This window comes from Maribacter litoralis, from assembly GCF_902506355.1.
In the GTDB taxonomy this organism is placed as follows: domain Bacteria; phylum Bacteroidota; class Bacteroidia; order Flavobacteriales; family Flavobacteriaceae; genus Maribacter; species Maribacter litoralis.
This window is the reverse complement of record NZ_LR733271.1, coordinates 1,102,397-1,127,861: the sequence shown is the minus strand read 5'-3', so window position 1 is coordinate 1,127,861 and position 25,465 is coordinate 1,102,397. Positions and strand designations below refer to the sequence as shown.

At 36.2% G+C, this 25,465-nt stretch carries 21 protein-coding genes; 5 read left to right on the top strand and 16 right to left on the bottom strand.

Going from position 1 to position 25,465, the window contains the following annotated elements:
• Positions 1-107: 107 nt before the first annotated feature.
• Positions 108-2,225 carry a peptidylprolyl isomerase gene (locus EXIGUO8A_RS04670; protein ID WP_159302115.1) on the top strand — a complete coding sequence of 706 codons (2,118 nt, stop codon included), beginning with the start codon at positions 108-110 and terminating at the stop codon, positions 2,223-2,225.
• Positions 2,226-2,263: 38 nt separating this feature from the next.
• Here EXIGUO8A_RS04670 and EXIGUO8A_RS04665 read toward each other — a convergent pair whose 3' ends face one another.
• Positions 2,264-3,190 carry a GYDIA family GHMP kinase gene (locus EXIGUO8A_RS04665; protein WP_159302114.1) on the bottom strand — a complete coding sequence of 309 codons (927 nt, stop codon included), beginning with the start codon at positions 3,188-3,190 and terminating at the stop codon, positions 2,264-2,266.
• Positions 3,191-3,201: 11 nt separating this feature from the next.
• Positions 3,202-4,518, bottom strand: a complete 1,317-nt coding sequence (locus EXIGUO8A_RS04660) for a hydroxymethylglutaryl-CoA reductase, degradative (protein WP_159302113.1) — start codon at positions 4,516-4,518, stop codon at positions 3,202-3,204.
• A 211-nt stretch (positions 4,519-4,729) separates the two neighbouring features.
• On the opposite strand from EXIGUO8A_RS04660, the gene EXIGUO8A_RS04655 reads away from it, so the two are divergent.
• Together EXIGUO8A_RS04655 and EXIGUO8A_RS04650 are read left to right on the top strand one after the other, a co-directional pair.
• Entirely contained in the window at positions 4,730-6,895 is a 2,166-nt protein-coding gene (locus tag EXIGUO8A_RS04655) for a S9 family peptidase (protein ID WP_159302112.1), read from the top strand.
• A 16-nt stretch (positions 6,896-6,911) separates the two neighbouring features.
• The gene (locus EXIGUO8A_RS04650; protein WP_159302111.1) at positions 6,912-8,444 is read left to right on the top strand and encodes a peptide MFS transporter; all 1,533 of its coding nucleotides are present in this window, start codon (positions 6,912-6,914) and stop codon (positions 8,442-8,444) included.
• Positions 8,445-8,450: 6 nt separating this feature from the next.
• On the opposite strand, the gene EXIGUO8A_RS04645 is transcribed toward EXIGUO8A_RS04650, so the two are convergent.
• The 5 genes from EXIGUO8A_RS04645 to surE all read right to left on the bottom strand — a co-directional run bounded on the left by EXIGUO8A_RS04645 (position 8,451) and on the right by surE (position 13,312).
• Positions 8,451-10,463 carry a ComEC/Rec2 family competence protein gene (locus tag EXIGUO8A_RS04645; protein WP_159302110.1) on the bottom strand — a complete coding sequence of 671 codons (2,013 nt, stop codon included), beginning with the start codon at positions 10,461-10,463 and terminating at the stop codon, positions 8,451-8,453.
• A 1-nt stretch (position 10,464) separates the two neighbouring features.
• A complete protein-coding gene (locus EXIGUO8A_RS04640; RefSeq protein ID WP_159302109.1) occupies positions 10,465-11,031 on the bottom strand; it encodes a C40 family peptidase in 567 nt (188 codons plus the stop codon).
• Positions 11,032-11,099: 68 nt separating this feature from the next.
• Positions 11,100-12,221, bottom strand: coding sequence for a lipid-A-disaccharide synthase (gene lpxB, locus EXIGUO8A_RS04635; RefSeq protein WP_159302108.1), 1,122 nt, complete (start codon positions 12,219-12,221; stop codon positions 11,100-11,102).
• Position 12,222: 1 nt separating this feature from the next.
• Positions 12,223-12,507 carry a hypothetical protein gene (locus EXIGUO8A_RS04630; RefSeq protein ID WP_116771110.1) on the bottom strand — a complete coding sequence of 95 codons (285 nt, stop codon included), beginning with the start codon at positions 12,505-12,507 and terminating at the stop codon, positions 12,223-12,225.
• 31 nt (positions 12,508-12,538) lie between these two features.
• A complete protein-coding gene (gene surE, locus EXIGUO8A_RS04625; RefSeq protein WP_159302107.1) occupies positions 12,539-13,312 on the bottom strand; it encodes a 5'/3'-nucleotidase SurE in 774 nt (257 codons plus the stop codon).
• A 190-nt stretch (positions 13,313-13,502) separates the two neighbouring features.
• Here surE and EXIGUO8A_RS04620 point away from each other — a divergent pair, with 190 nt between their 5' ends.
• The gene (locus EXIGUO8A_RS04620) at positions 13,503-15,644 is read left to right on the top strand and encodes a carboxy terminal-processing peptidase (protein ID WP_159302106.1); all 2,142 of its coding nucleotides are present in this window, start codon (positions 13,503-13,505) and stop codon (positions 15,642-15,644) included.
• Between the two features lie 63 nt (positions 15,645-15,707).
• Here EXIGUO8A_RS04620 and EXIGUO8A_RS04615 read toward each other — a convergent pair whose 3' ends face one another.
• The 3 genes from EXIGUO8A_RS04615 to msrB all read right to left on the bottom strand — a co-directional run bounded on the left by EXIGUO8A_RS04615 (position 15,708) and on the right by msrB (position 17,238).
• A complete protein-coding gene (locus EXIGUO8A_RS04615; RefSeq protein ID WP_116771108.1) occupies positions 15,708-16,115 on the bottom strand; it encodes a DoxX family protein in 408 nt (135 codons plus the stop codon).
• Between the two features lie 129 nt (positions 16,116-16,244).
• Complete coding sequence (gene msrA, locus EXIGUO8A_RS04610; RefSeq protein ID WP_159302105.1) at positions 16,245-16,787, bottom strand: peptide-methionine (S)-S-oxide reductase MsrA; 543 nt, start codon at positions 16,785-16,787, stop codon at positions 16,245-16,247.
• Entirely contained in the window at positions 16,780-17,238 is a 459-nt protein-coding gene (gene msrB, locus EXIGUO8A_RS04605; RefSeq protein WP_159304397.1) for a peptide-methionine (R)-S-oxide reductase MsrB, read from the bottom strand. Before msrB ends, msrA begins: the two co-directional genes overlap by 8 nt.
• Before the next feature lie 91 nt (positions 17,239-17,329).
• Here msrB and EXIGUO8A_RS04600 point away from each other — a divergent pair, with 91 nt between their 5' ends.
• The gene (locus tag EXIGUO8A_RS04600; protein WP_159302104.1) at positions 17,330-18,142 is read left to right on the top strand and encodes a DNA/RNA non-specific endonuclease; all 813 of its coding nucleotides are present in this window, start codon (positions 17,330-17,332) and stop codon (positions 18,140-18,142) included.
• Here EXIGUO8A_RS04600 and rodA read toward each other — a convergent pair.
• From rodA to purH, 6 genes are all read right to left on the bottom strand, one after another.
• The gene (gene rodA / locus EXIGUO8A_RS04595; protein WP_407658172.1) at positions 18,139-19,428 is read right to left on the bottom strand and encodes a rod shape-determining protein RodA; all 1,290 of its coding nucleotides are present in this window, start codon (positions 19,426-19,428) and stop codon (positions 18,139-18,141) included. The two genes, EXIGUO8A_RS04600 and rodA, sit on opposite strands and share 4 nt — an antisense overlap.
• Positions 19,412-21,280: a penicillin-binding protein 2 gene (mrdA, locus tag EXIGUO8A_RS04590; RefSeq protein WP_159302103.1), complete on the bottom strand. Its 1,869-nt coding sequence runs from the start codon at positions 21,278-21,280 to the stop codon at positions 19,412-19,414. The genes rodA and mrdA overlap by 17 nt, the downstream gene beginning before the upstream one ends.
• Positions 21,277-21,786: a rod shape-determining protein MreD gene (mreD, locus tag EXIGUO8A_RS04585; protein ID WP_116771103.1), complete on the bottom strand. Its 510-nt coding sequence runs from the start codon at positions 21,784-21,786 to the stop codon at positions 21,277-21,279. The genes mrdA and mreD overlap by 4 nt, the downstream gene beginning before the upstream one ends.
• Positions 21,776-22,600 carry a rod shape-determining protein MreC gene (mreC, locus tag EXIGUO8A_RS04580; protein WP_159302102.1) on the bottom strand — a complete coding sequence of 275 codons (825 nt, stop codon included), beginning with the start codon at positions 22,598-22,600 and terminating at the stop codon, positions 21,776-21,778. The genes mreD and mreC overlap by 11 nt, the downstream gene beginning before the upstream one ends.
• A 172-nt stretch (positions 22,601-22,772) precedes the next feature.
• Complete coding sequence (locus EXIGUO8A_RS04575) at positions 22,773-23,801, bottom strand: rod shape-determining protein (RefSeq protein ID WP_027066022.1); 1,029 nt, start codon at positions 23,799-23,801, stop codon at positions 22,773-22,775.
• Between the two features lie 56 nt (positions 23,802-23,857).
• The gene (gene purH / locus EXIGUO8A_RS04570; protein WP_159302101.1) at positions 23,858-25,390 is read right to left on the bottom strand and encodes a bifunctional phosphoribosylaminoimidazolecarboxamide formyltransferase/IMP cyclohydrolase; all 1,533 of its coding nucleotides are present in this window, start codon (positions 25,388-25,390) and stop codon (positions 23,858-23,860) included.
• Positions 25,391-25,465 lie beyond the last annotated feature (75 nt).

The window sequence follows — 25,465 nt, the reverse complement described above, 5'->3', positions numbered from 1 at the left end:
TGCATCAATCAATAAATTAGGTGGCTTTTTAGTTTTTATTATTTCAATTAAAAATGGTAGTTTTGCCACCCAATAACCACAAACGATTATTTTAAACGTTAATAAGAATGGCAGTATTAGAAAATATTAGGAAACGTACAACAGTGTTGATCTTGATCATAGGTTTGGCACTTTTTGCATTTGTTATTTCTGGGGTATTTACCAGTAGCAATTTTGGAGGGGAAAAAGTAGGTTCGTCCGTGGCCGAAATTAATGGAGAAGATATTTCTATTGATGAATTCAGACAAGAGGTTGAAGTAGCTACAAACAGAGTTGGTCCTACGGCATCTTCAATGCAAGTGGTAAACCAAGTTTGGGAGAATAAAGTAAGAAAGACCATTTTAGGTGAGCAGTTTGAAGATTTGGGTATTGGTATTGAGCAAGATCAAATCGTAGATTTCTTAAGAACTACAGGATATGCTCAAAATCCTCAGTTTCAAGATGAAAATGGGCAGTTCGATGCTAATATGTTCAAGCAAACAGTTGCTGATTGGAAAGTGAACAATCCTGCTCAATATGAAGCTTGGTTGCAAACGGAAGCTGAGATCGTTCAATTGGCAAAAGAACAGACCTATTTTAATTTGGTTAAAGCAGGTGTTGGTGCTACGTTAAAAGAAGGTGAGCTAGATTATAAATTGGCTAACGAAAAAATGGATATTAAGTATGTAAGAGTACCTTACACTTCTATTCCAGATAGTACAATTACAGTAACTAAAAGTGAAATTGCAGATTACGTTAGCAAACATAAAGAAGAATACAAACAAGATCCAGCTAGAGATTTACAGTATGTATTTTTTCAAGAGAAACCTTCTGAAGCTGATGAAGCGGCTATTAAAGAAGAAATTACAAAACTGTTAGACGATACGATCGAGTATAATTCGCAAACAGATCGTAACGATACAATTAGAGGATTTAGAAATACTAAAGATGTAGCGGCATTTTTAGACAGATATTCAGATACCAAGTTTGATACGATTTACAAAGCAAAGAAAAATTTACCTTCTAGTGTTGCAGATACATTGATGAACTTGAACATTGGTCAAATCTATGGTCCATATAAGGATGGTGATTCTTACAAGATTTCAAAAATGATTGCTAGAAAGCCAAACGGTTCGGTAAAGGCAAGTCATATTCTTTTGGCATATGAAGGTGCTACTAGAGCCAATCCTGAAGTTACAAGAACTAAAGAAGAAGCCGAAGCTAAAGCGAAAGAATTATTGAGAGAAGCAAAAAAATCTGGTGTTGTTTTTTCTACATTGGCTAGAGATAACTCAGACGGTCCATCTGCACCAAACGGTGGTGATTTAGGTTACTTCCAAAGAGGGGTTATGGTGCCTGCGTTTAACGATTTCGCTTTTGGAAATTCAGAAGGGTCGATTGGCATGGTTGAAACCGATTTTGGATTTCACGTAATTAAAATTGATGATAAGGAAGATGTTGTGCAAATAGCAACTGTGTCAAGAGAGATTGTAGCATCGGATGAAACAATAAATACATTGTTTACCAATGCAACTAAATTTGAAATGGAAACTACCGATGACGAAAGTGCTTTTTCAACATTGGCAAAAGAAAATAATTATGTGGTACGTCCTGTGAATAAAATAAAAGCTTTGGATGAAAACCTTCCTGGTTTACCGAATCAAAGAAATATAGTTCAATGGGCTTTTAATAGTGATACTGAAGTTGGTGATATTAAAAGATTCAACATTAATAACGGTTATGCCGTTGTTCAGTTAACTGGTTCTTATGCTGAGGGTGTAATGAGTGCTGAGGATGCTTCTGTACTTGTATTGCCTAAAATCAGAAAAGAGCGCAAGGCAGCTAAAATAATTGCCGCTAATAAAGGTAAGGATATGAGTGCTATTGCTTCTGATAACGGAGTAAGCATTTCTAATGCATCTGCACTTACTGTGAAGTCTCCAACAATTCCGGGAGCGGGTAGCGAGCCGGTAGTGGTTGGTACGGCATACGGTATGGCCGAAGGGGCAACTTCTGGTTTAATTGAAGGTAATACAGGGGTTTTCAAAATTGAGATAGTGAAGAAAACTGAAGCTCCAAAGCTAGATAACTATAGCGTATATGCAAATGCATTAAAAACAGGAGCTGCAGCTCGTGTGAATTCAGCAGTATATAACGCATTGAAAGAAGGTGCGGAAATTGAAGATAAGAGAGCTACGTTCTACTAAACGTAACTTGTTTAAACATAAAAAAAAGAGCATCTAATTTAGATGCTCTTTTTTTGTAGTATCATTTTTTTATAGGGTAGTATAGTGGAATAGCCTTTATTTTTAAAATATTCCATATCCTCCATTGTTCCGGTAACAAGTACAAAATCTCCGCCCCATGCTCCTAAGCTTTTAATAGTATTAGGATAGTCTGCGAAACGAATGTTTTTAATAGTTTCAATTTGAAGTGTTTGGGACAAGATGGTTTCGTGAAGGTTTAATAAGTTCTCAAATTCAGCCAATGTTGAGCATTTTAGAACCTTCTCCGTAATATTGTTAATTTGATTGATCAATTTTTCTTTATCAAAATCTAAATTTCGGTAACTGGTTATGGCGTCCCTACTGTTTTTCTTTTCATTCAGATAAACAAAGAATAGCCTATCTGAATAATTCGGATTAAAGATGACTTCCTCTACATTAGGGCTAAAACCGTTTCTTTTATAAATAATAGGTGTATTATGTTTGGCACATGCTATATCGTAGCCACTACCACCAAAAGTGGCTTCTAACAATTTATAAGGATTTACGCCAGCCCATTCAGCAATATTGTTGATTAAGGTAGAAGAAGTGCCAAGGCCCCAATCTCTAGGGAAAGTAACTTTAGCATCTACTGTATTTACCTCTTTGGTGCTAGGTTCAAATAATGGGTTAAGTTTTTTAGCTTCAGAAAGTATATGAGATAGCCTGTAGGCTACCTCTTGGTCGGAAGTATATATAGCTTTTAAATCTTTTTTTGAAAGCTCGGCACTAAACCATACCGTATAATTTTCATCTAAACTGTTCCAAACAAAATTCTCAGAATCTGTGTAAGATAAACTCAATGATTGTCCAAACTTGGTAGGTAGAGCTAAACCCTTTGCCCCATCAAGAATGGCGTATTCCCCTGTGAGCAATAATTTACCGTTACTATAAAAAGTTTTGGGCATACGGTTAAGGCTTATTTTCTTATTTCGTTAAGTTGTAGTTCTACACCATGGTGGGTTACCGGGTTGGTTTTAAAGTAGTCTACTAATGTTGCCTTTTCATTCTCATTGGCACCAAGTTGGTTAAGAATATTCAATAGATGCATTTTCATATGCCCTTTTTGAATACCCGTAGTTACCAATGAGCTTATAGCTGCAAAATTTTGTGCCAGGCCTGCAACAGCTATAATTTGCATAAGCTCTTCTGCAGACGGTCGCTGAAGCATTTCAAGATTTAGTTTCACTAACGGGTGCAAGTTTGTAAGCCCGCCAACGGTACCTAGTGCCAAAGGTAATTCTATCCAGAAGGTAAAAATTCCGTTTTCAATGGCAGCGTGGGTCAAGCTACTATATTGACCATTTCTACAGGCATACGCATGAACCCCAGCTTCGATGGCTCTAAAGTCATTACCTGTTGCTAATACCACGGCATCAATTCCGTTCATGATACCTTTGTTGTGCGTTACCGCTCTGTAAGGTTCTACATGTGCAATCTTTATGGCTTGTACTATTTTTTCGGCAGTATGTTGTGGGGTCAATTCGGTAGTAAGTTTTAATTCTTCTACTGGGCAACTAACTTCTGCGCGAACGGTACAATTGGGTACATAATTAGATAGAATGCTCATTACGATCTCAATATCTTTTTCCTGAGCAGAAAACCCTTCAAAACTAGCGGCTTCTTTTTTTAATGTTGCGGCAAATTGCTCCAAACAGCTATTAATGAAATTGGCGCCCATGGCATCTTTGGTTTCAAAGGTGGCATGTAATTGAAAATAATGAGCCAGCTCATTCGTTTTGTTCTTTAAGATAATATCGGTAATGCCGCCGCCTCTTTTTTCCATACTAGATGTCAAAGAAGCACTATCGGCAAGTAGTATAGGTTTTAAGTAGGTGAAAAAAGAGTTTAGTTTATTGGGGGCTCCTTTATATATAAAATGAACTTGACCAACTTTTTCAGTACCTAATATTTTAGTTTTAAATCCGCCTTTTTTCAGCCAAAATTTTGCGGCCTTACTTGCTGCTGCAATTACCGAACTCTCTTCTATTGCCATAGGAATAGCGTAAAGAGAATCGTTTATTAAAAAGTTGGGAGCAATGCCCTGGGGTACATAAAGGTTGGTAATGGTGTTTTCTATAAACTCATCGTGCAACTGTTGTATACTGTCATTTTGATTCCAATACGTTTGTAAAATCTTTTTTGACTGTGCTGCGTTCTGGGTGTAATTTGTGGTGATCCAATCTATTTTCTCTTCTTTCGAGAGTTTAGAGAAACCACTTATTGGCTGGGTCATTTAGGTATAACTTTCTTCTAATGGTTCATGTTTTGTAAAGATTGGAATACATGTAAATAAATTCCATTTTTACGCTGGTAAAGATAAGCATATTGACCTGAATCTATTTTATAAGGACAAAGCGTTAAAAGCAGCTTCTTTTTTCGGCTAAAGCGTGTTTTTTTAAGGAAATAGTGGTAAACTTGAGAGATTTAACAAAATTCAATTATTTATGCGAAAAATACACTTATTTACGTTGATTTTACTTTCCTTCAACGTAATTATTTGGGCACAGGACAAACCTATTTCGGTTTCTGAAATTTATCAAGGTGCATTTAGAACGGAAGGGTTAGAAGCTCTGCGTTCCATGAACAACGGTACTCAATACACTGTATTGCATACCAACAGGATCAGCCAAGAGACGACGGTAGATAAATATGATTACAAGACTTTGGAAAAAGTAGGAACGGTGGTGTCATCATCAGATATCGCTGAAATACCTTCCTTTTCTGCGTATACTTTTAGTGATGATGAGAAAAAATTGTTGCTTTCAACAGAAATAGAACCCATTTTTAGAAGGTCTAGATTGGGTATTTATTATGTATATGATATTGCAACAAAAAATGTCGTTAAGGTTAGTGAGTCAAAAATTCAAGAACCTTTATTCTCTCCAGATGGTAATCGGGTAGCATATGTAAAAGATAACAATCTATATATTTTTACGATAGACACAAAGAAGACCGAACAGGTTACTACCGATGGGGTAAAGAATCAAATTATTAACGGTGTTACCGACTGGGTTTATGAAGAGGAATTTGCCTTTGTTCGTGCCTATGAGTGGAATGCAGACGGAAGTAAAATAGCTTTTTTGCGTTTTGACGAGACAAATGTACCGGAGTTTTCAATGGATGTTTACGGTACCGGATTATATCAACAACCTTATGTCTTCAAATATCCAAAAGCAGGTGAGAACAATTCGCTTGTTACCTTACATCTTTTAGATGTTGCTAGCGGAGATATTGCTGCGGTAGATGTAAACAATGCATACTACATACCACGAATTAAGTGGATGAACCATAAGGACATGTTGAGTGTTCAAACTTTGAACAGGCACCAGAACCATTTAACAATGTATGCGGTAAACGCGAAAAAGAATGAAGTTTCTGTTTTGTTGGAAGAGAAAGATGATGCATATGTGGATGTTACCGATAATTTGACCTTTTTAGAAGACGATAGTTTTATATGGACTAGTGAAAAAGATGGTTGGAACCATATCTACTTATACGGTGAAGACGGTAGCTTAATGAACCAGATTACAAAAGGAGATTGGGAAGTAACCAAATACTATGGGTATGACCAAAATGAGGATAAGATCTATTACCAATCTACAGAGAACGGTTCAATTAACCGTGGTGTTTATAATATTAGTAGCGCTGGTGATGATAAGAAAGCATTAGCTGTTGTGGAAGGAACAAACAATGCTTCTTTTAGTACAGATTTTACCTATTTCATCAATACATTCTCAAGTGCCGAAATGCCGCCGGTATATACATTGCACAAAGCTGTTAATGGCAAGAAGGTAAAAGATATAAAAGATAATGATCAATTGTTGCAAAGGTTAAAAAGCTATGCTGTTAGCCCCAAAGAATTTTCTACGATTTCTATTAATGGCAATGATTTGAATATGTACATGATCAAGCCAAAAGATTTTGATGCATCAAAGAAATATCCATTATTTATGTATCAATATAGTGGTCCTGGTTCACAAAATGTGAGCAACAGCTGGATGGGCGCTAATGATTACTGGCATCAAGGTTTAGTAGCCGAAGGTTACATAGTTGCTTGTGTAGATGGTCGTGGAACCGGATTTAAAGGAAGAGATTTCAAGAAAGTTACCCAAAAAGAGTTGGGTAAATACGAGGTGGAAGATCAAATAGCTGCTGCAAAAAAGCTGAGTGAATTACCATATATAGATGAAGAAAGAACTGGTATATGGGGCTGGAGCTATGGAGGCTTTATGTCTACTAACTGTATTTTAAAGGGTAATGATACTTTTGAAATGGCTATAGCGGTTGCACCTGTTACTTCATGGGCTTTTTATGATACTATTTATACGGAGCGTTACATGCAAACACCGCAAGAAAACCAAAGTGGTTATGATGACAACTCCCCGTTCAACTATCCTCATTTGTTGGAAGGTGATTATTTGTTAATTCATGGTACAGGAGACGATAATGTGCATGTGCAGAATTCAATGCGAATGATCGAAGCTTTGATACAGGCGAACAAACAATTTGATTGGGGAATCTATCCTGATAAAAATCACGGCATTTATGGAGGAAATACAAGAATTCACCTCTATAACAAAATGGCCAATTTTATAAAAGAAAAACTATAACCAAACTAACATCAATATGACTGAAAGTACTGAGTTCTCAGACCAAAAACAGGTTTTTGGGCACCCACAGGGTTTATTTTATTTATTTTTTGCAGAATTATGGGAGCGTTTTAGCTTTTACGGAATGCGTGCACTGCTCACGCTCTACATGATCGACGTAATTTTTCAAGCGTTGGCAGAAAGAGATTATGCAACTGCCGCAGTTTACTCATCATATGGCTCTTTAGTATATGCCTCTACCGTAATTGGAGGTAAATTATCCGACAAGATTTTAGGAATGCGTAACTCTATTTTTTTAGGAGGTATTCTTATGTCCATAGGTCACTTTGTTTTGGCAATAGAAGATAATATGGCCTTCTTCTTGGCCTTATCTCTTATAATTGTGGGTAATGGATTTTTTAAGCCTAACATTTCAACCTTCGTTGGTACTTTGTACGAGAAAGGCGATCCTAAAAAAGATTCAGGGTTCACCATATTTTATATGGGTATTAATATTGGTGGATGGGTTGCTCCGTTACTATGTGGGTGGCTAGCTGCAACATATGGCTGGCACTATGGTTTTGGCTTGGCAGGTATTGGTATGTTAACAGGTTTGATCGTATTTTGGCGAGGTATTCAAAACAATGTGTTCGGGAATAGAGGTCTGCCTCCAAATGAGCATGTTTTGGAAAGAAAAGTACTTGGTGTAAAGCAAGGAATTCTTGTACCGGTTTTAGCAGTATTGTCAGCGCCGTTAATAGCTTTATTATTGTCTTCCTATAAGGCTATAGCAACAGAAGGTATGTTTGCTGATCAGAATATTGTTAATGTTATTTTTACCGGAATAGGTATTGCAGTTCTAGCATACTTGGCGTACGAAATGTTCAAGGCAAATAATAAAGAAAGAAAAGAGTTGTTCGTAGCTGTTTTGCTGACATTTTTCATGACTATCTTTTGGGGTTTCCATGAACTATCGGGTAGTGTAATTACATTGTTTGCTGCTAGAAATATTGATTTAGACGGTATTATGTCCGCTGCACAGACCAATTCACTGAATTCGATGTTCATTATAATATTGGCGATTCCTATTTCAATGATGTGGACATGGTTGAGCAAGAAAAACTGGAACCCTAGAACACCGTATAAATTCGGATTAGGATTGCTTTTTGCAGGTATAAGTTTCTACGTTTTGGCCATAAGTGGAGGAAGTGCCAATGACAATGGTTTTGTACCGTTCACATACTTATTGTTAATGTATTTCTTACTGTCAGTGGGCGAGTTGTTTATGTCTCCTGTTGGGTTGTCCAAAATGACCGATTTAGCTCCTGCTAGATTAATTGCCTTTATTATGGGGGTATGGTTCTTATCCTCAGCCTTTGCGTTCCAAATTGTTGGTTTCATAGGAAAACAATTGGCAATAGAAAGCACCGATAAAAATGTAGGTGGATTTGAAACCTTAACAGTATATACAGATGGTTTTTTACTAATTGCCAAGTACGCTATTGGTGCTGGGTTAATTGTACTTGTGGCATCACCGCTCATTAAAAAATTAATGGGTAAGGTGCATTAAGATATTTTATTCTAAATAATAAGCTCCCTTTTCACCTGTATAGTGGAAAGGGATTTTATTTTTTATACAGGTTGCTTTCCATCGGTCAACATAACTATTGTAGTTGCTACCATCTACGATGATTTCGCTGGGTTTAATACTATCTATTAACCGGTCTAAATTTATTTTGGGAGATTGTGTAAGAAGTATTTTATGGGAAGGAGATGGCGGGTAAATACCAGTGCTATCAATTATTATCAGAGGTTCATCTTTAAAAAGATAGCTGTTCTTTAAAGTATCAAAACGAATTGTACGTATACGTTCTGCCGTAGTATATCCTGTAATGAGATAATTCGTTTGATTGTTACCATCATTCAAGATAGATAGGTTTTTTCCGTTTCTATTTATAATAATTCGTTCTTTGGTTTTATGTAGTACAATAGCTTCTATTTTTTCATTGGCTTCATATTCTTGATATATGGTATATCCTTGAAAACAAATAATACCGGTAAAGAACAGTACCAAACATTTATAATTAAATTTAGCCCAAAGTTCAAGTCCCAATACTATTACGGTAAATGAGAGAATCAATTGAATAAAATCGAAAAGGATAGCTTTAAAAATAAAACTTTCTTGTTGTGCCACCCATGCAATAAGAGAATTCATTAACCAGATAATATCATTATATATCAATGCTATTTGTGATGGTAGCCAGTTTATGAGGGAGAGAAAAATTACCAAAATACCCATTCCAAGAATCAGGCCTAAAGCGGGTACGATAACCAAATTAGAGATAAAGAAAAGACCGGGAAATTGATGAAAATAGAATAAACTTATTGGCAAAACCCCAAGTTGAGCGGCAATGCTTACACACAGTAATTGCCAAAAATATCGAACTATTTTATTCTTCGGATACCATATGTTTTTTAATAAAGGGAAAATCCAAAGTATGGCGAAAACCGCAGCATAGCTCATTTGAAAACCAACCTGAAATAATAAATTGGGATCAATAAATAATAGGATGAAAAGAATCGATAATGCCAGTATATTAAAAGTGTTGCTAGGTCTATTTAAGTACAGTGCATAGGCAACAAATGAAAACATGGTGGTGGCGCGTATAATACTGGCAGAGAGCCCTGCCAAAAATGCAAACCCCCATAATAGTATCACTGATAACAATAAAATAATTGTTCTGCCTTTGGGTAACTGTTTTATAGGGCTTAATAAAATTTGTATTAATAATAGTAGAATACCAATGTGCAACCCAGAAACGGCTAAAATATGTATAGCTCCGGCTTTTTGGTAATTGGTATAGGTCTCTTGCGATATTTCTGATCGTTGCCCTAACAATAAGGCTTGAATTACACCTAGTTCATCCTTCCCAAAATTTTCATTTTTAAGTTTGGCGATGATATGGTTTCGCGCCTTGGCGGCAATTCCTTTTAAAGAGGTTTCAGCGGTTGGGGTAATTGTAAATTGCCTAGGTTTTATTCTCATTTGATGATAAATGCCTAAACTTTTTAAATAATTTTTATAATCGAATTGATGTGGATTTAAAGGTGACGCTATAATCTCTATTTTGGAATAAGTCATTAGTTCGTCATCTATTTTTAAACTGGCAATAGATGAGTCATTCGGTATGCTAATTAAAATTGTACCGTTTGTTGGGTGCGTACCAATACTTTTAACGGTGGCGTAGTACCGCAAAGAATACTGGGTTGGTTTTAAAACTTCTTTGATTTTTAAGTTCCAAATGTCATGGTCTGTGAAAGTACGTTTGGTATAATGATCTTTATGATTGATAGGTTGGGCATTAGTATAGCAGTAAGTGCCTATGGATACAAACAATATGGCGGAAACTATTGCGAATAAAATTGATTTCGTATTCTTTTCAAACAAAAAGATTGCCGCGAGGACAAGAAAAAGAACGATGATGAATATCTGTAGATACTGTAAGTTGAACGTAAAAAAATAACCTATTAAAATTCCAAGAATGAGTAAAAGCGTTAATCTAATGGGGATAAACGCTAAGAGCTTCATGTTATAAAATTCTTGTAGCCTTTACAAATGCTTGGTTCCAGAAACCGTCTCTTAACGAAGAAACGGTAACACCACGTGATGTTGATGCGTGAATAAAAGTTATTTCATCATTATCTGTACCCACCACCATACCAACATGATTAATACGTTTAGATCCTCTGGTAGTCTTAAAAAATAACAGATCTCCCTTCTCAATATGTTTAACCGCTACTCTATGGCCTTCTTCCGCCATATGAAAAGAGGTACGTGGTAATTGAACATCATGCTCCCCAAAAGAAACGTATAAAAGCCCAGAACAGTCCATCCCTTTTCTAGTGGTACCTCCAAATTTATATCGAGTACCCGCAAATGAAAGTGCGGTATTGATAATTTCGTCAGCTTTGGTATTGGCAGTCGTAGTTGTTGCAACTCTGCGTGTATCTGTATTAGAAGGTTGCGTTGTGTTACCTGTTCGTTCATTATTTGCGGCAGCCACAGATATTGTTCTTTCTTTATCAGAACTAGTACTCTTTTTAGCCCCACAACTGGCTAAAAAGCAAATAATAAGAAAGAATGGCAGTTTACGCATATAAAAAGGTGTACACTATAATACGAGTAACTTCAAAATTATAGAATTATTTTCTAAAATATATAAACCTAAGCATTTTTGGCATTTTCAATGATCAACGTGGCAGCATTCGAACTAGCTCCAGAACCCCCTAATTTTGCAATAAGCTCATTATAAGATGATAGTTGTTCAGTTCTTTCTTTGCCATTCAAGATAGAGGCAAGTTCCTTTTTTAAATTTTGTTTGGTAAAATCGTCTTGTATCAATTCTTTAACGACTTCTTTTTGCATAATTAGGTTGACCAAAGAAATATATTCTAGTGTAATAATACGTTTTGCAATTTGATAAGAAATCCAATTAGCTTTATAACAAACTACCTGTGGCACTTTGAACAGTGCTGTTTCTAGTGTGGCCGTACCACTAGTAACAAGGGCGGCTTTAGAAATAGAAAGCAAATCATAAGTTTTGTTTTGAATGAATTTTACATTGGCATCATTTAAAAACGTATCATAAAAATCCTTTTCAAGACTAGGCGCACCTGCAATAACAAATTCATGGTCCGCAAAATCATTAGTAAGCGAAAGCATTAAGCTAAGCATTTTTTGAACCTCTTGCTTTCTGCTTCCGGGTAGTAAGGCGATAATAGGTTTTTTCGGGTCGAGATTATTTTGAGATCTAAAATCACTTTCGTTTAATACCGGTCTATTGGCAATTGCATCTAGTAAGGGATGGCCCACAAAGTGTACTGGGTAATTATGTTTCTTTTCGTAAAATTCTTTCTCAAAAGGCAGAATAACGTACATGTGGTCAACAGTAGCTTTGATTTTTTCGATTCTACCTTCTCTTGATGCCCATATTTGCGGAGATATATAATAATTGGTTAAGAAATTATGCTCTTTTGCCCATTTGGCGATGCGTAAATTAAATCCCGAATAGTCAATAAAAATAATGGCATCGGGTTTAAATGCTGCAATATCTTGTTTACAGAACTTTATGTTTTTAAAAATGGCGTTCAGGTTCATGATCACCTCTAGGAACCCCATAAAAGCTAACTCTTTATAGTGCTTTACCAATGTTCCGCCAGCTTGCTGCATTAGGTCACCGCCCCAACATCTTATCTCGGCATCATTGTCTTGTTCAATGATCGCTTTAATTAGGTTGGATCCATGTAGGTCACCCGAGGCTTCACCGGCAATAATGTAGTATTTCATTCTAGAAGATTTTATAATATAAGATTATAAAAGCGGTTAAAATGGTGGCGATCAATACACCTTTTGCCCTATGGTCTCTTTTGATTTTTAAAAACCCGAAAAAGGCAATTAAGTTGAGAATGGCACCTAAAGCTAATAGACTACCAATGTGTTCTTGTGCAACGGCTGCTTCAAAAGTTTCGGTTATACTTAAATCGGAAAATAAAAGAATGTATAATAATGTGCCAATGGTGTTGGCAATTAGACCTACTATAAAACCGATTATTATTTCTTTTTTGGTATTCATTTAAAGTGTTTCTTCTAAATAATTTTATACGTTAAAGACTCCAAGTATTCAATTCTTGAATAACATGGTGCGCTGTTAAATCAAATTGAGTGGGTACTACAGAGATATAGCCGTTTGCCAAAGCCCATTCATCTGTATCTTCTCCTTTGTCCAAAAGCTCAAACTCTCCCGTAAGCCAATAATAATCTTTGCCCATTGGGTTGGTGCGCTTATCAAATTTTTCTTTCCAATTAGCTTTTGCCTGTCTACAGATTTTAATTCCTTTGATATCCTTCTTTTCAAGCTTCGGAATATTGACATTTAAAACCGTTCTTTTAGGAATTCCATTTTCCAAGGCTTGGGTAACTATGGTGGCAATAAAATCTTGCGCATGAGTAAAATCGGCATCCCAATTATAATCGCAAAGAGAGAAACCGATTGCTGGAATACCTTCAATTCCGGCTTCTATAGCAGCACTCATAGTACCAGAATAAATAACGTTTATAGAAGAGTTGGCCCCGTGGTTGATACCGCTAACACAGATATCGGGTTTTTTTGGTAGTAGTTCTTGTAATGCCAACTTCACACAATCAGCGGGTGTGCCACTACAGCTATATTCATCAATATCGTCATTGTCAAGGTCTATTCTCATTTTCTTGGAAAATAGGGCGGTATCTAAGGTGATGGCATGGCCCATACCAGATTGCGGACTATCTGGTGCAACCACCACAACATCTCCAATTTTTTTCATGATGGTGATCAACATGCGTAACCCTGGTGCGGTTATACCATCATCGTTGGTAACTAAAATCAATGGTTTTTCCATAGCGTATACTTTCTGTAGTAAAAATACGTTTTTAAATATGATATGTTCCGTTGGCCGTTTAACAAAAAATTAATTCCAACCCCATTAAATGGCATGGTTTTTTCTTTACCTTAGAGGTTTAAGTGGCTTTTACTGCTACTGTAAACCCTCAAATTCGGAGATATTGAAAAGGAAAGTAAAAGATAATTTTATGAAAAGAAATTTAGCCTACGTACTGTTATTGATGTTAGCGGCAGTGGCATCGTGCAGTTTTACCAATAAGAATTTTGAAAATGATGACAAGGATAAATTGTTGTTAGATTTAATAACCTATGTACTTGAAAAAGGGCATTATGAGCCTAAATCTCTAAATGATGATTTTTCGGTACATGTATTTGAAGACTTCATAGATGTTATTGATCCCACCAAAAGATATTTTTTAGCTTCGGATATTGCGGAGTTTGAAAAGTATAAATATCAAATTGATGATGAGATTAAGAATACCGATATCACTTTCTTTAATGTAGTGCATGAAAGATTGATACAGCGTATGAACGATGCGAAGGAAATTTATAAAGAGGTTTTAGAAACACCTTTTGATTATTCTGAAAATGAAAGCATCAGTATAAAATATGATGAAGAACCTTTTGCCGCTAATAGAGAAGAGCTTAAAGAACGTTGGAGAAAGCAATTGAAGTATGCAACCTTGGGTACTTACGACTCTAAGATTTCTAAAATAGAGAATGGTGAAGTAGATGGTGCAGAAGGGGATGATAGTAAAGTGGCAAAGACTCCAAAAGAAGCCGAAGAGGCGTCAAGAAAGTCAACAGAAGCAACGTTAGATGAGTTTTTTGATTTTGTTGGTGATTTAGAACGTAAGGATTGGTTTGTACAATATATTAATACAATTGTAGACGAGTTTGATCCACATACATTTTACTTTGCTCCAGAAGAAAAAGAAAAATTCGATACCAGCATGTCCGGTAAGTTTGAAGGTATTGGGGCAAGACTTCAGAAAAAACCTGAAGGTGCAAAAATCGTTGAGATCATTTCTGGCGGACCAGTTTGGAGAGATCAACGATTAGAAGTAGGTGACGAAATTATAAAAGTTGGTCAAAATGGAGAAGAGCCTATCAATATTGTTGGTATGCGTTTAGACGATGCCATTAAATTGATAAAAGGAGCGCAAGGTACTGTTGTAGACCTTACGGTAAGAAAAGTAGATGGTTCTCTAGATGTGGTTTCATTGACAAGAGATGTAGTTGAATTGGAAGAGTCTTATGCAAAATCTGCAAATATTATTAAAGGTCAAGAAAAATTCGGAATCATTAATTTGCCGAAATTCTATGTCGATTTTAATGATTATAGTGAAAGAAATGCAGCTACCGATGTTGCAAAAGAAGTTGAACGTTTAAAGGATGAAGGCATGGAAGGCCTAATTCTTGATTTACGTGATAATGGAGGTGGATCATTAAAAACGGTTGTTGAAATGGCAGGTCTTTTCATAAAAGATGGTCCTATTGTTCAAGTTCGTTCTAAGGATAAGGGTAAAGACGTATATGATGATAAGGATGAAAGAATACAGTGGGATGGTCCATTGGTAATTCTTGTAAACGAATTATCGGCTTCTGCTAGTGAGATTTTGGCAGCTGCTATGCAAGATTACAAAAGAGCTGTTGTAATTGGTAGCAAACAAACTTTTGGTAAAGGTACTGTACAGAACGTTATACCATTGAACAATATGTTGCGTAGTAATGAGCATGGCGATTTGGGTGCAATTAAAATCACTACTCAGAAGTTCTATAGAATCAACGGTGGATCTACCCAGTTAGAAGGTGTAAAGAGTGACATTATTGTTCCAGATAGATATAGTTATATTGATTTAGGAGAAAGAGATCAATCCAATCCTTTAGGTTGGGACAAAATTACCCCAGCGGATTATAAGCCTTGGGATGGTTATATCGACTATGAGAAAACGATTGCCGATAGTAAAAAACGTATGGCAAACAGTCCTCAAATTAAGTTGATCGAAGAAAATGCCAAATGGTTAAAGGCCGAGCAGGACGAAACAGAAATTTCTTTGAACTATGATACGTATAAAGAAGAGAAAATCAAGGATAAAGAACAATCTGATTATTTCAAAAAGTTAACCGATTATGATTCTAAACTTACCTTTCAATCTTTAGGTTATGAGGAGGAATTGTTTACCAAAGATTCTGTCTTACGTGAAAAACGTAATAGATGGCATAAGAATTTGGCAAAGGATGTTTATGTAGAGGAAGCGGTAAATGTTTTAGAAGATTTAAAGATGAACAACATTAAGCAAGGTAAACTAGCTAGTGTAAAAAATTAATAAAGTATTGTAAATACAAAAAGCCGCTACATGAAATTGTAGCGGCTTTTTTGTTGATTTGAGTTAGATATATTTAACGAATTCTGGCTTGCCAAATGCTTCTAGTTCATTATTCGTGTTTCGTATTTTTCTACTTTGAATATAGGTTACGAACAATAGTACAATACATACTACGGCAGAAGCACCATTACCATCTTTTATAGCTAAATGAGCCAAAGCGCCAAGTGTATAGTTCATGAAAAAGCCGGCATATACCCACTCTAGTACCCAGTGAGATTTGTTTATTAAAATCATGGCTAAGCCTATAAATTGGCAAACGCCTAAAACGTATATAAGATATGTTGGATAACCAAGTTTTGAGAATGTATCTGCAACTGTCTCAAAATTTATGATGGAGTTGATTATGGATCCGATTACGGCTATGCTAAAAAGACCTAAAGCAATATAATAGAATGTTTTTTGAGATTTCATAATAAGTAGGTTTTAAGATTATTATGACCCAAAAATAAATTCACCTATGAAATCTTTAAATATTTCATAGGTGAATGGAAAATTGCTATAGATGAATTGAATTTCGTTAAAGGTAGACCGAAATGCAATTTATGATAATAGTTTATCGGCGTGTAACTGTCTAAGTTTGGTCAATTTCGGATTTATGACCACTTGGCAATACCCTTGTTCAGAATTGTTCTTGTAATAATCTTGGTGATAATCTTCTGCGTCATAGAATATACCTAATGGACTTAATTCTGTTACAATAGGCTTGTCGTAAACCACTAGCATTTCATCAAGTACTATTTTTGCTTTCTTCTGTTGTTCGTCATCGTGGTAGTAAATAACGGATCTATACTGAGTGCCGGCATCAGCACCCTGTCTATTGAGTGAAGTTGGGTCGTGTGTGGTCATAAAGATGATAAGAATATCTTCATAAGTAATGATGGATGGGTCAAAAGTAACCTGAACCACCTCTGCATGACCGGTTAGACCTGAACAGATTTCTCTATAGGTGGGTCTTCCAGGAGCTTTTCCGCCAGTATATCCAGATACCACGTTGTGAATACCTTTTACCTCTTGAAATACCGCTTCTGTACACCAAAAGCAGCCACCACCAACAGTTGCAATTTCTAGATTTGTGTTATCCATGAGTTTCCTCCTTTTCTAATTGCATAGATTCAGAATTTATACAGTAGCGTAATCCGCTTGGTTCCGGTCCGTCGGGGAAAACATGACCCAAATGGGCATCGCAAGTATTACACATTACCTCTACTCGTATCATACCATAAGAAGTATCTTTATGATACTTTATGGCGTTTTCTTTTATGGGTTGCGTAAAACTTGGCCACCCCGTGCCAGATTCAAACTTTATAGTAGAATCGAATAAAGAGGTGCCACAACAAATACATTCATATTTACCGGCATCGTGTACTGTGCATAATGCTCCGGAATGTGGTGCCTCCGTACCTTTTTTACGGGTAACTCTAAATTGCTCAGATGTTAGAATTTCTTTCCATTCCTGTTCTGTTTTTTCAACCCGTCTGTCGGGCTTAGGGTTACCATTCACTGAAAAATGAATAACATCTTTCCAAGTTAACATCATAATTATCCTTTCGTTTAGACTTTATAATACTGGTTTTATTGGTCGGTAAAATGCCTTAGTTCTTACAAAATTACGGTAATTTTGGCGCATGGCATACCGTAAAAAAAATAGTACTATTTATAGTATTCTAATTCTTGTGTGTATTGTAGGCTTTTGGTTGTTTGAAAATTTTTATACTCCGGCTACCTATTCAAATAACAATAATGAAGTTGGTTCTAATAATTTTCCAAAAGAACTACTGCCCGAGTCTACGACCGGTGAAATTGTAAATCATTCTTTTTTTACCTTATCGTATAATGAACCTTTTGAACAAGCGGAGTGGGTAGCCTACGTTCTCGATAAAAGCCACTTAACCTATGATGACAGAAAGCGACCTTATTTTATAGAAGATCCGTACGTGACATCCAAGTCTGCAGATTGGCGTAATTATAAAGGGTCTGGGTATGATCGTGGTCATTTAGTGCCGGCGGGTGATCGCAGATTTTCATTACAAGCGTATAATGAAACCTTTTATACAAGTAATATAAGTCCGCAAGATAGAGAGTTCAATTCCGGTATTTGGAACGACTTAGAGCAACAGACAAGGCGTTGGGCAAAGCAATACGGTACTTTGTATATATTTACTGGTGGAGTGCTCGAAAGTGGCTTAGAAGAAATAGGAGATGAAGATGTTGATGTTCCCAATACATTCTATAAAATAATAGTTAGAAAGAAGGGTGATAAGATTTATAGCCTTTCCTTTTTGATACCGAATAAGCCTCAATTTACAACGCTTAGAAATTTTGTCGTTTCGGTAGACGATATTGAACAGGCTACAGGAATCGATTTTTTTAATCAATTGCCAAAAGAGAAGCAAAAGGTTTTTGAAGGAAGTAAAAATACTGTGGGTTGGAAGTTTTAATAACCTTCTTTTAGTCTGTTGGTATCTAGTCTCAAGAAAATAAACAATAGAATTGTAAAGAATAGCAGCCCAGATCCACCATAACTAAAGAAAGGTAGCGGAATACCAATGGTTGGTAGAATACCTATTACCATGCCAATATTTATAAAATAGTGAATAAGTAAGATTGATATTACGCCGTAACCGTACATTCTGGCAAAGGCATTCTTCTGCCGTTCGGCCAATGAAATCAATCTTAAAAATAAAACCGAGAATAAAATGATCACGGTTGAGGTACCTAAAAATCCCCATTCTTCACCAACGGTACTAAATATATAATCGGTGTCTTGTTCAGGTACAAAATCACCCTTGGTACGTGTACCTTCAAGAAATCCTTTTCCCCATCGTCCACCAGATTCAATAGCTTTTTCAGATTGATAGGTGTTGTATCCAATAGACTTTCTAATTTGCTCTAGCTTTTTAGGGTCTTTTTCAAGTCTTAGCCAAAGACTAAAACGGTCTCTATGGCGTTGTTCGAAAACATTGTTGAATACAAAATTCACCGACAGTGAAAATAGTATTACAGCGGCAAAGGTAAGCCCAAGTGGTATAACCGGAATTTTAAAGGTTTTTCTTTTAAGGGCGAACAATATAATGGTTAGTAATACAAGCCCAATAATAAGCCAAACCGTACCGAACATTAGTGTTGTAACAAATACGAGTATTAGACTTAATACTACAACCAAATAATAGAGGGGTAAACCTTCCCTGAAAATTACAAATATCAAGGCAAAGAATACCAGGGCACTACCGGGATCTGGTTGAGGTATGATCAATAGAGCGGGTACAATGATAATCATTAGGGCGTAGAATTGATCTTTTCTCCTTTTAATATCGGTTTGTATATCGCTTAAATATTTTGCAAGAGCCAGAGCTGTAGTTACTTTGGCCAACTCTGAAGGTTGTAGATTAAAAAAGCCAAGGTCGTACCAAGAAGTTGCGCCTGCAATGGTCTTACCGAATACGAATAAGCCAAGTAAGGAAACCATTGAAATGAGGTAGAACAAGCTAGAAAACCTTTCGTAAAAGTTAACCTCCAAGGCGAGGATTACGACAATAGTAACTAAGCTTACGCCAATGAAAAAAAGTTGCTTGCCATATCTGGTACTAATATCGAAAATGGAGCTGCTATCATCGGTAAATGTGCTGGAGTAGATATTGACCCATCCTATGAGTACCAGTGCTAAATAGATAAAAACACTTAGCCAATCTATTCTTTTAAGTATACTTCTACCAGACACGCTCATTTATTTTGAACTCTTCCCCACTGTAGGGTTTCGCGTATTCAGCTTCTAATGTTTTCTCAAGCATTCTCTTTTCAAGGGTCTTCAATGTGATTTCACCTTTAAGGTATTTTTCAATCATTAAAGTAGCTATGTGGCCAGCATATCTAGATCCAAAATATCCGTTTTCAATATAAACGGCGATGGCGATTTTAGGGTCATCTACAGGTGCAAATGCTACAAAAACTGAGTGATCTGTCAATTGTGTACGTACCCCGTTAATTTTAGTAAAATTTTCTGCGGTACCGGTTTTACCAGCAACTTCAATTCCGGGTATTTGTAACCATCTTGCAGTTCCACTTTTGTATACATCGGCCATACCCTGTACCACTGGTTCAAAATGTTTTTTATCAATTGTAGTATGTTTGGCCTCTGTAAATTTAGGCTCTGTAATATCTTTCCCTTCAATTTTCTTTAAGATGTGAGGGGTAAAGTAATGCCCTCTGTTAGCAATAGCTGCGGTCATATTCGCCAATTGAACAGGTGTTGCCAATATTTCGCCTTGTCCGATAGAGTTGGAAATAATATAAGAAGAGCTCCATCTATTATCGCCATACCACTTATCATAGTATTCTTTACTGGGAATACGGCCTTTTTGACCAAAAGGTAAATCGTATCCTAAATAATCGCCCAGACCAAAGCTACGCATGTGCTTTTCCCAAACGTCCATGCCTTCATCGGTAGTTTCGAATTTTTCGAATATTTTTCTGAATGCACCAGCGAAATAAGCATTACATGATTGTGAAATTCCACTGTTCAGGTTTCGTAAGCCACCGCCACAGTGACAGCCTCTTTTTTTTCTGCCCACATAAAATCCGTGATAACACTGTATAGTAGTGTTTTCATCTAAAACACCTTCTTGTAATGCAATAAGGGCATTTAGTGTTTTAAAAGGAGAACCCGGTGGTTGTTGTGCGTGAATAGATCTGTCCCAAGTTGGGTTTGCTATTGTATCATTATAAAGTTTGGTATAATTTTTTGAACGTTCTCTTCCGACCAATAATGCTGGATCATAAGTTGGTCCGGAAATCATGGAGAGAATTTCACCGGTAGCGGGTTCAATAGCTACAATACCTCCTCTTTTACCGTGCATTAATGTTTCGCCATACTCCTGAAGTGTTTTATCAATAGTAATGCTGATTTGCTTTCCTTGTTCAGGTAAAGTATCTAAAGCACCGTTTTTGTACGGACCAATATCTCTATTAAACCTATCTTTCTGAATATACTGTACACCTTTTCTGCCTCTCAACAGATCTTCATAATAACGCTCTACACCAGTTCTGCCCTTGAGCTCACCTTGAACGTAGTATTTGTTAACGGCAAGGTCACCTTCGTTAACCTCACTAATATAGCCAAGTACATTAGCTGCACTTGGAGTGTCATAATAGCGTAAAGATCTTTTTTGAATATAGAAGCCTTTATACTTTCGCATTTTCTCCTGTAGCTTGGCATAATCTTCTTTGGAGAGTTGTGGTACTAAAACTGAAGGAAGACGAGGGGAATAAACCCTAGCTTTTTTTAGTTTTTGAATGAATTTCTCTTTGTCGATGCCCAATAATCCACAGAATTCTAAAGTGTCTAAAGGTTTTACTTCCCTTGGGATAACCATAACGTCATAGGCAGGATCATTACCTACCAATAACTCACCATTACGGTCATAGATATAACCACGTTCAGGATAATCATAAATTGCCTTAATAGCAGGGTCATCTAAAACCTGATCTGCAGAAAAACTGAATATTTGCAAATAGGATAGCCTTCCCAAAAAGGTAATTGCTATGACAATGATTATAGTTGATAAAAGAATTTTTCTCATTCTTTTTTAGAGCTGAATAACGTACTGAACAAAATGGCTAATATCAATGTGGAAATACCCACTACTACTGTTTTCTGCAAAATTAACAAGCTGTTCGAAAAGCTGAAAATTTCTAAAGTGAAGTATACCAAGTGATGTATTATAATCAATAACGCTAAAAACGTAAATTGTTGTGCCTTTGTGCTATTGTTTAACTTAAAACTTTGAAATTCATAATTGACACCAAAAACAAAACGCATAATGGTTGGTCTAAGATAAGCTATGGTTACTGTAGCTGCGGCGTTTATGGCAAGTGTATCAGAAAATGTGTCTACGCAAAGTCCTAAGAAAAAGCATAGTATTATAAAGGTAGTTCTATTTTGTTTAATAGGATACCAGTAAAGGAAAAGAATATAAACGAGGGGGTTTATATAGCCAAAGAAATTCAGTTTATTGAACACCAGTACTTGTACCAGCACCAATAAAATAAATCGGAGCACAATTAAAAAAGACGTACTATTGATCATTGGCTTCTGTTTCTGCTTCTAATTCTAAAACTTCCTTACGGTGTAAATTTCTAATAATATATACATTGCCAATATTGGTCATATCATTGAACAGTTCTACGTTAATAAAATAGAAACTTTTAGAATTGTCCAAGTCAAAACTCTTAATGGTTCCAATAGGTATGTTCTCTGGGAAAATACTGCTCATTGCCCCCGTAACTATGGTGTCGCCTATGGTTAATGGAACCAATCTTGGTATATCTATAAGCTGAACTACATTGTAGTCGGTGGTGTTTTCCCAGACCAAAGAGCCAAAGTGATTGGAATTTTTGATTTTGGCATTTATGGTAGACTTATCACTTAAAATACTTTGAACGGTCGCAAAATTGTTCGATGTATTTTCTACAATGCCAAGAATACCTTTATCGGTAATAACCCCCATATCTTGGGCGATACTGTCATTTTTACCTTTGTTGATAGTTATATAATTACGCTGATCGGCATAGCTGTTATTGATGACACGCCCCCTTGTTACCTCATAATCTACCGAAGTGGAATCTATTGTTGACGAGGGTAGCAAAACGTTGTTGAATAACCTATCTCTAAGTCGCTTATTTTCTTCAACAAGTCTATTGTTTTCTTCCCTTAGACCAAAATAGGAAGTTATATTATCTGAAAATGTATAAATACTTCCGGTGATGTAGTTAGAAGAGTTTAAAAATTTAGATTGGTGGTACGAGTGCGACTGAAAGGTAAAAATGAAAGAAATAAAGAGCAAAAAAAGGTATAGCAAGAAAATCTTATACCTAATTAAAAAATTTATGATCTGCTGCATTCACCTCTAAATTTTTACTCTATAATCGAGATTTAAAATTAACTGTTATAAGCTAAGTTCTTTCAAGATTTAACTTGAAAATTCATCATTTAATGACTTATAAATGGATCTTGAACTTTGCTAAAGGATGTTTACCATGAAGTTAAAAAGTTATTCTTTAAAAAAGAACTTCTTACTTGATCAATATACTTTTATAACGTTCTAGATTTTTTAAGGCAATACCTGTACCGCGAACAACTGCACGTAACGGATCTTCTGCGATATACACAGGTAAATCGGTTTTCTGAGACAATCTTCTATCAAGTCCGCGTAGCATAGAACCACCACCTGCAAGATATATACCTGTATTGTAAATATCGGCAGCCAATTCTGGTGGCGTCTGAGATAAGGTTTCCATTACCGCATCTTCTACACGTAATATAGATTTATCCAAGGCTTTAGCTATCTCTCTATAAGAAATCTGAACCTGTTTTGGTTTTCCGGTTAAAAGATCACGACCCTGTACAGATTTTTCATCTGGTGGAGATTGAAGATCTTCTGTTGCAGAACCAATTTCTATCTTAATTGCTTCAGCCGTACTTTCACCAACGTAAAGGTTGTGCTGTGTACGCATGTAATAAATAATATCATTTGTGAAAACATCACCTGCAATCTTTACAGATTTGTCACAAACAATACCTCCAAGGGCAATTACGGCAATTTCAGTGGTACCACCACCTATATCAACGATCATGTTACCTTTTGGTTGCATAATATCTAGGCCGATACCAATAGCTGCCGCCATAGGTTCGTGGATCAAATACACCTCTTTACCATTAACACGTTCTGCAGATTCTTTTACCGCACGCATTTCCACTTCTGTAATTCCACTTGGTATACAAATTACCAAGCGCAATGCTGGAGGAAACCATTTCTTCTTTAATGCAGGAATGTTCTTAATGAACATCATCAACATTTTTTCGGAAGCATCAAAATCTGCAATTACACCATCTTTCAATGGTCTAATGGTCTTTATATTTTCATGGGTCTTTCCTTGCATCATATTGGCTTCTTTACCAACTGCAATAATTTTGCCGCTAATTCTATCTCTGGCAACAATTGACGGACTGTCAACAACCACCTTGTCGTTGTGAATTATAAGGGTGTTCGCTGTACCTAAATCTATAGCTATTTCCTCGGTCAAGAAATCAAAAAATCCCATATGTGATGTTTAAATTTTAGATAAAAGGGTGTATTTCATCGACAAAAGTAATGAAATTAATGCTTGAAATGACGTGTGCCTGTCATCACCATTGAAATTTTGTGTTCGTTGCAATAATCTATACTTAATTGGTCTTTGATTGATCCGCCAGGTTGTATTACACTGGTGATCCCGGCTTTGTCCGCAATTTCCACACAGTCAGGGAAAGGGAAGAAAGCATCACTTGCCATAACCGCACCTTTAAGGTCGAAATTAAATGATTGCGCTTTGTGTATTGCCTGGTTTAATGCATCGACTCTACTGGTTTGTCCGGTACCGCTTGCACAAAGTTGTTTGTTTTTGGCTAAAACAATGGTGTTCGATTTTGTATGCTTGCAAAGTTTAGAAGCAAAAATTAAATCTTCTAACTCTTGATCTGTTGGCTTTGTATCTGTTGCATTGGTCAAATCTGCAACCGTATCTGTTTTATGGTCTTTTTCTTGAAGCAACATACCGTTTAAACAAGTTCTTACTTGCATTTCTGGCATTTCAACTTCATTTTGTATAAGGATTATTCTGTTTTTCTTGCCTTTTAAGATTTCCAATGCTTCTGTATTGTAGCTTGGGGCTATAACAACTTCACAGAACAATTTGTGAATTTCCTCTGCGGTAGCCTTATCAATTTCTTTGTTGCTGATAAGAACACCGCCAAATGCAGATACGGGATCACCGGCCAAAGCGTCAACATAAGCTTGGTGTAATGTGTCTCTTTGTGCTAATCCACAAGCATTGTTATGCTTTAGAATTGCAAAAGTGGGAGCGTCGTTCTTAAATTCTAGCATTAGGTTTACCGCTGCATCAACATCTAATAGATTGTTGTATGATAGTTCTTTACCGTGCAGTTTAGAGAACATAGCATCAAAATCGCCAAAGAAGAATCCTTTTTGATGAGGATTTTCTCCATAGCGTAATACCTTACCGGAAGTTTCGCTGATTTTTAAAGAAGCTAAATCGTGATTCTGGTTGAAGTAGTTGAATATAGCAGTATCGTAGTGAGAGGAAACATTGAATGATTTAGCGGCAAAACGCTTTCTGTCCTCTAAGCTGATGTTTCCGTTATCTGCAGATATAACCTCAAGAAAATCTGCATAATCTTCCATTGAAGAAACACAGGTTACATCTTTAAAGTTTTTGGCTGCTGCACGTATTAGGGAAATACCGCCTATGTCGATTTTTTCAATGATATCTTGTTCTGGTGCACCACTAGCTACTGTTTTTTCAAACGGATATAGATCAACAATAACGATGTCTATCTGTGGAATTTCAAACTCGGCCAATTGGGCAACATCACTTTCGTTGTCTTGTCTGTTTAAAATACCACCAAATACTTTTGGGTGTAAGGTTTTTACTCTTCCTCCCAAAATAGAAGGGTAGCTAGTTACGTCTTCTACGGGAACAACGTCAATTCCTAAATCAGTTATGAATTTTTCGGTTCCTCCAGTGGAGTAAATAGTGATTCCTAATTCTTGAAATTTTCTTACTATTGGCTCTAATCCGTCTTTATGAAAAACTGAAATTAAGGCTGAAGACGCTTTTTTTACACTGCTCATTGTATGATGCTTAAATGTTTTTAATAAGCAAGCAAAAGTAATTTTTTTGCAGTTATAAAATGAGCTAGTTTATCA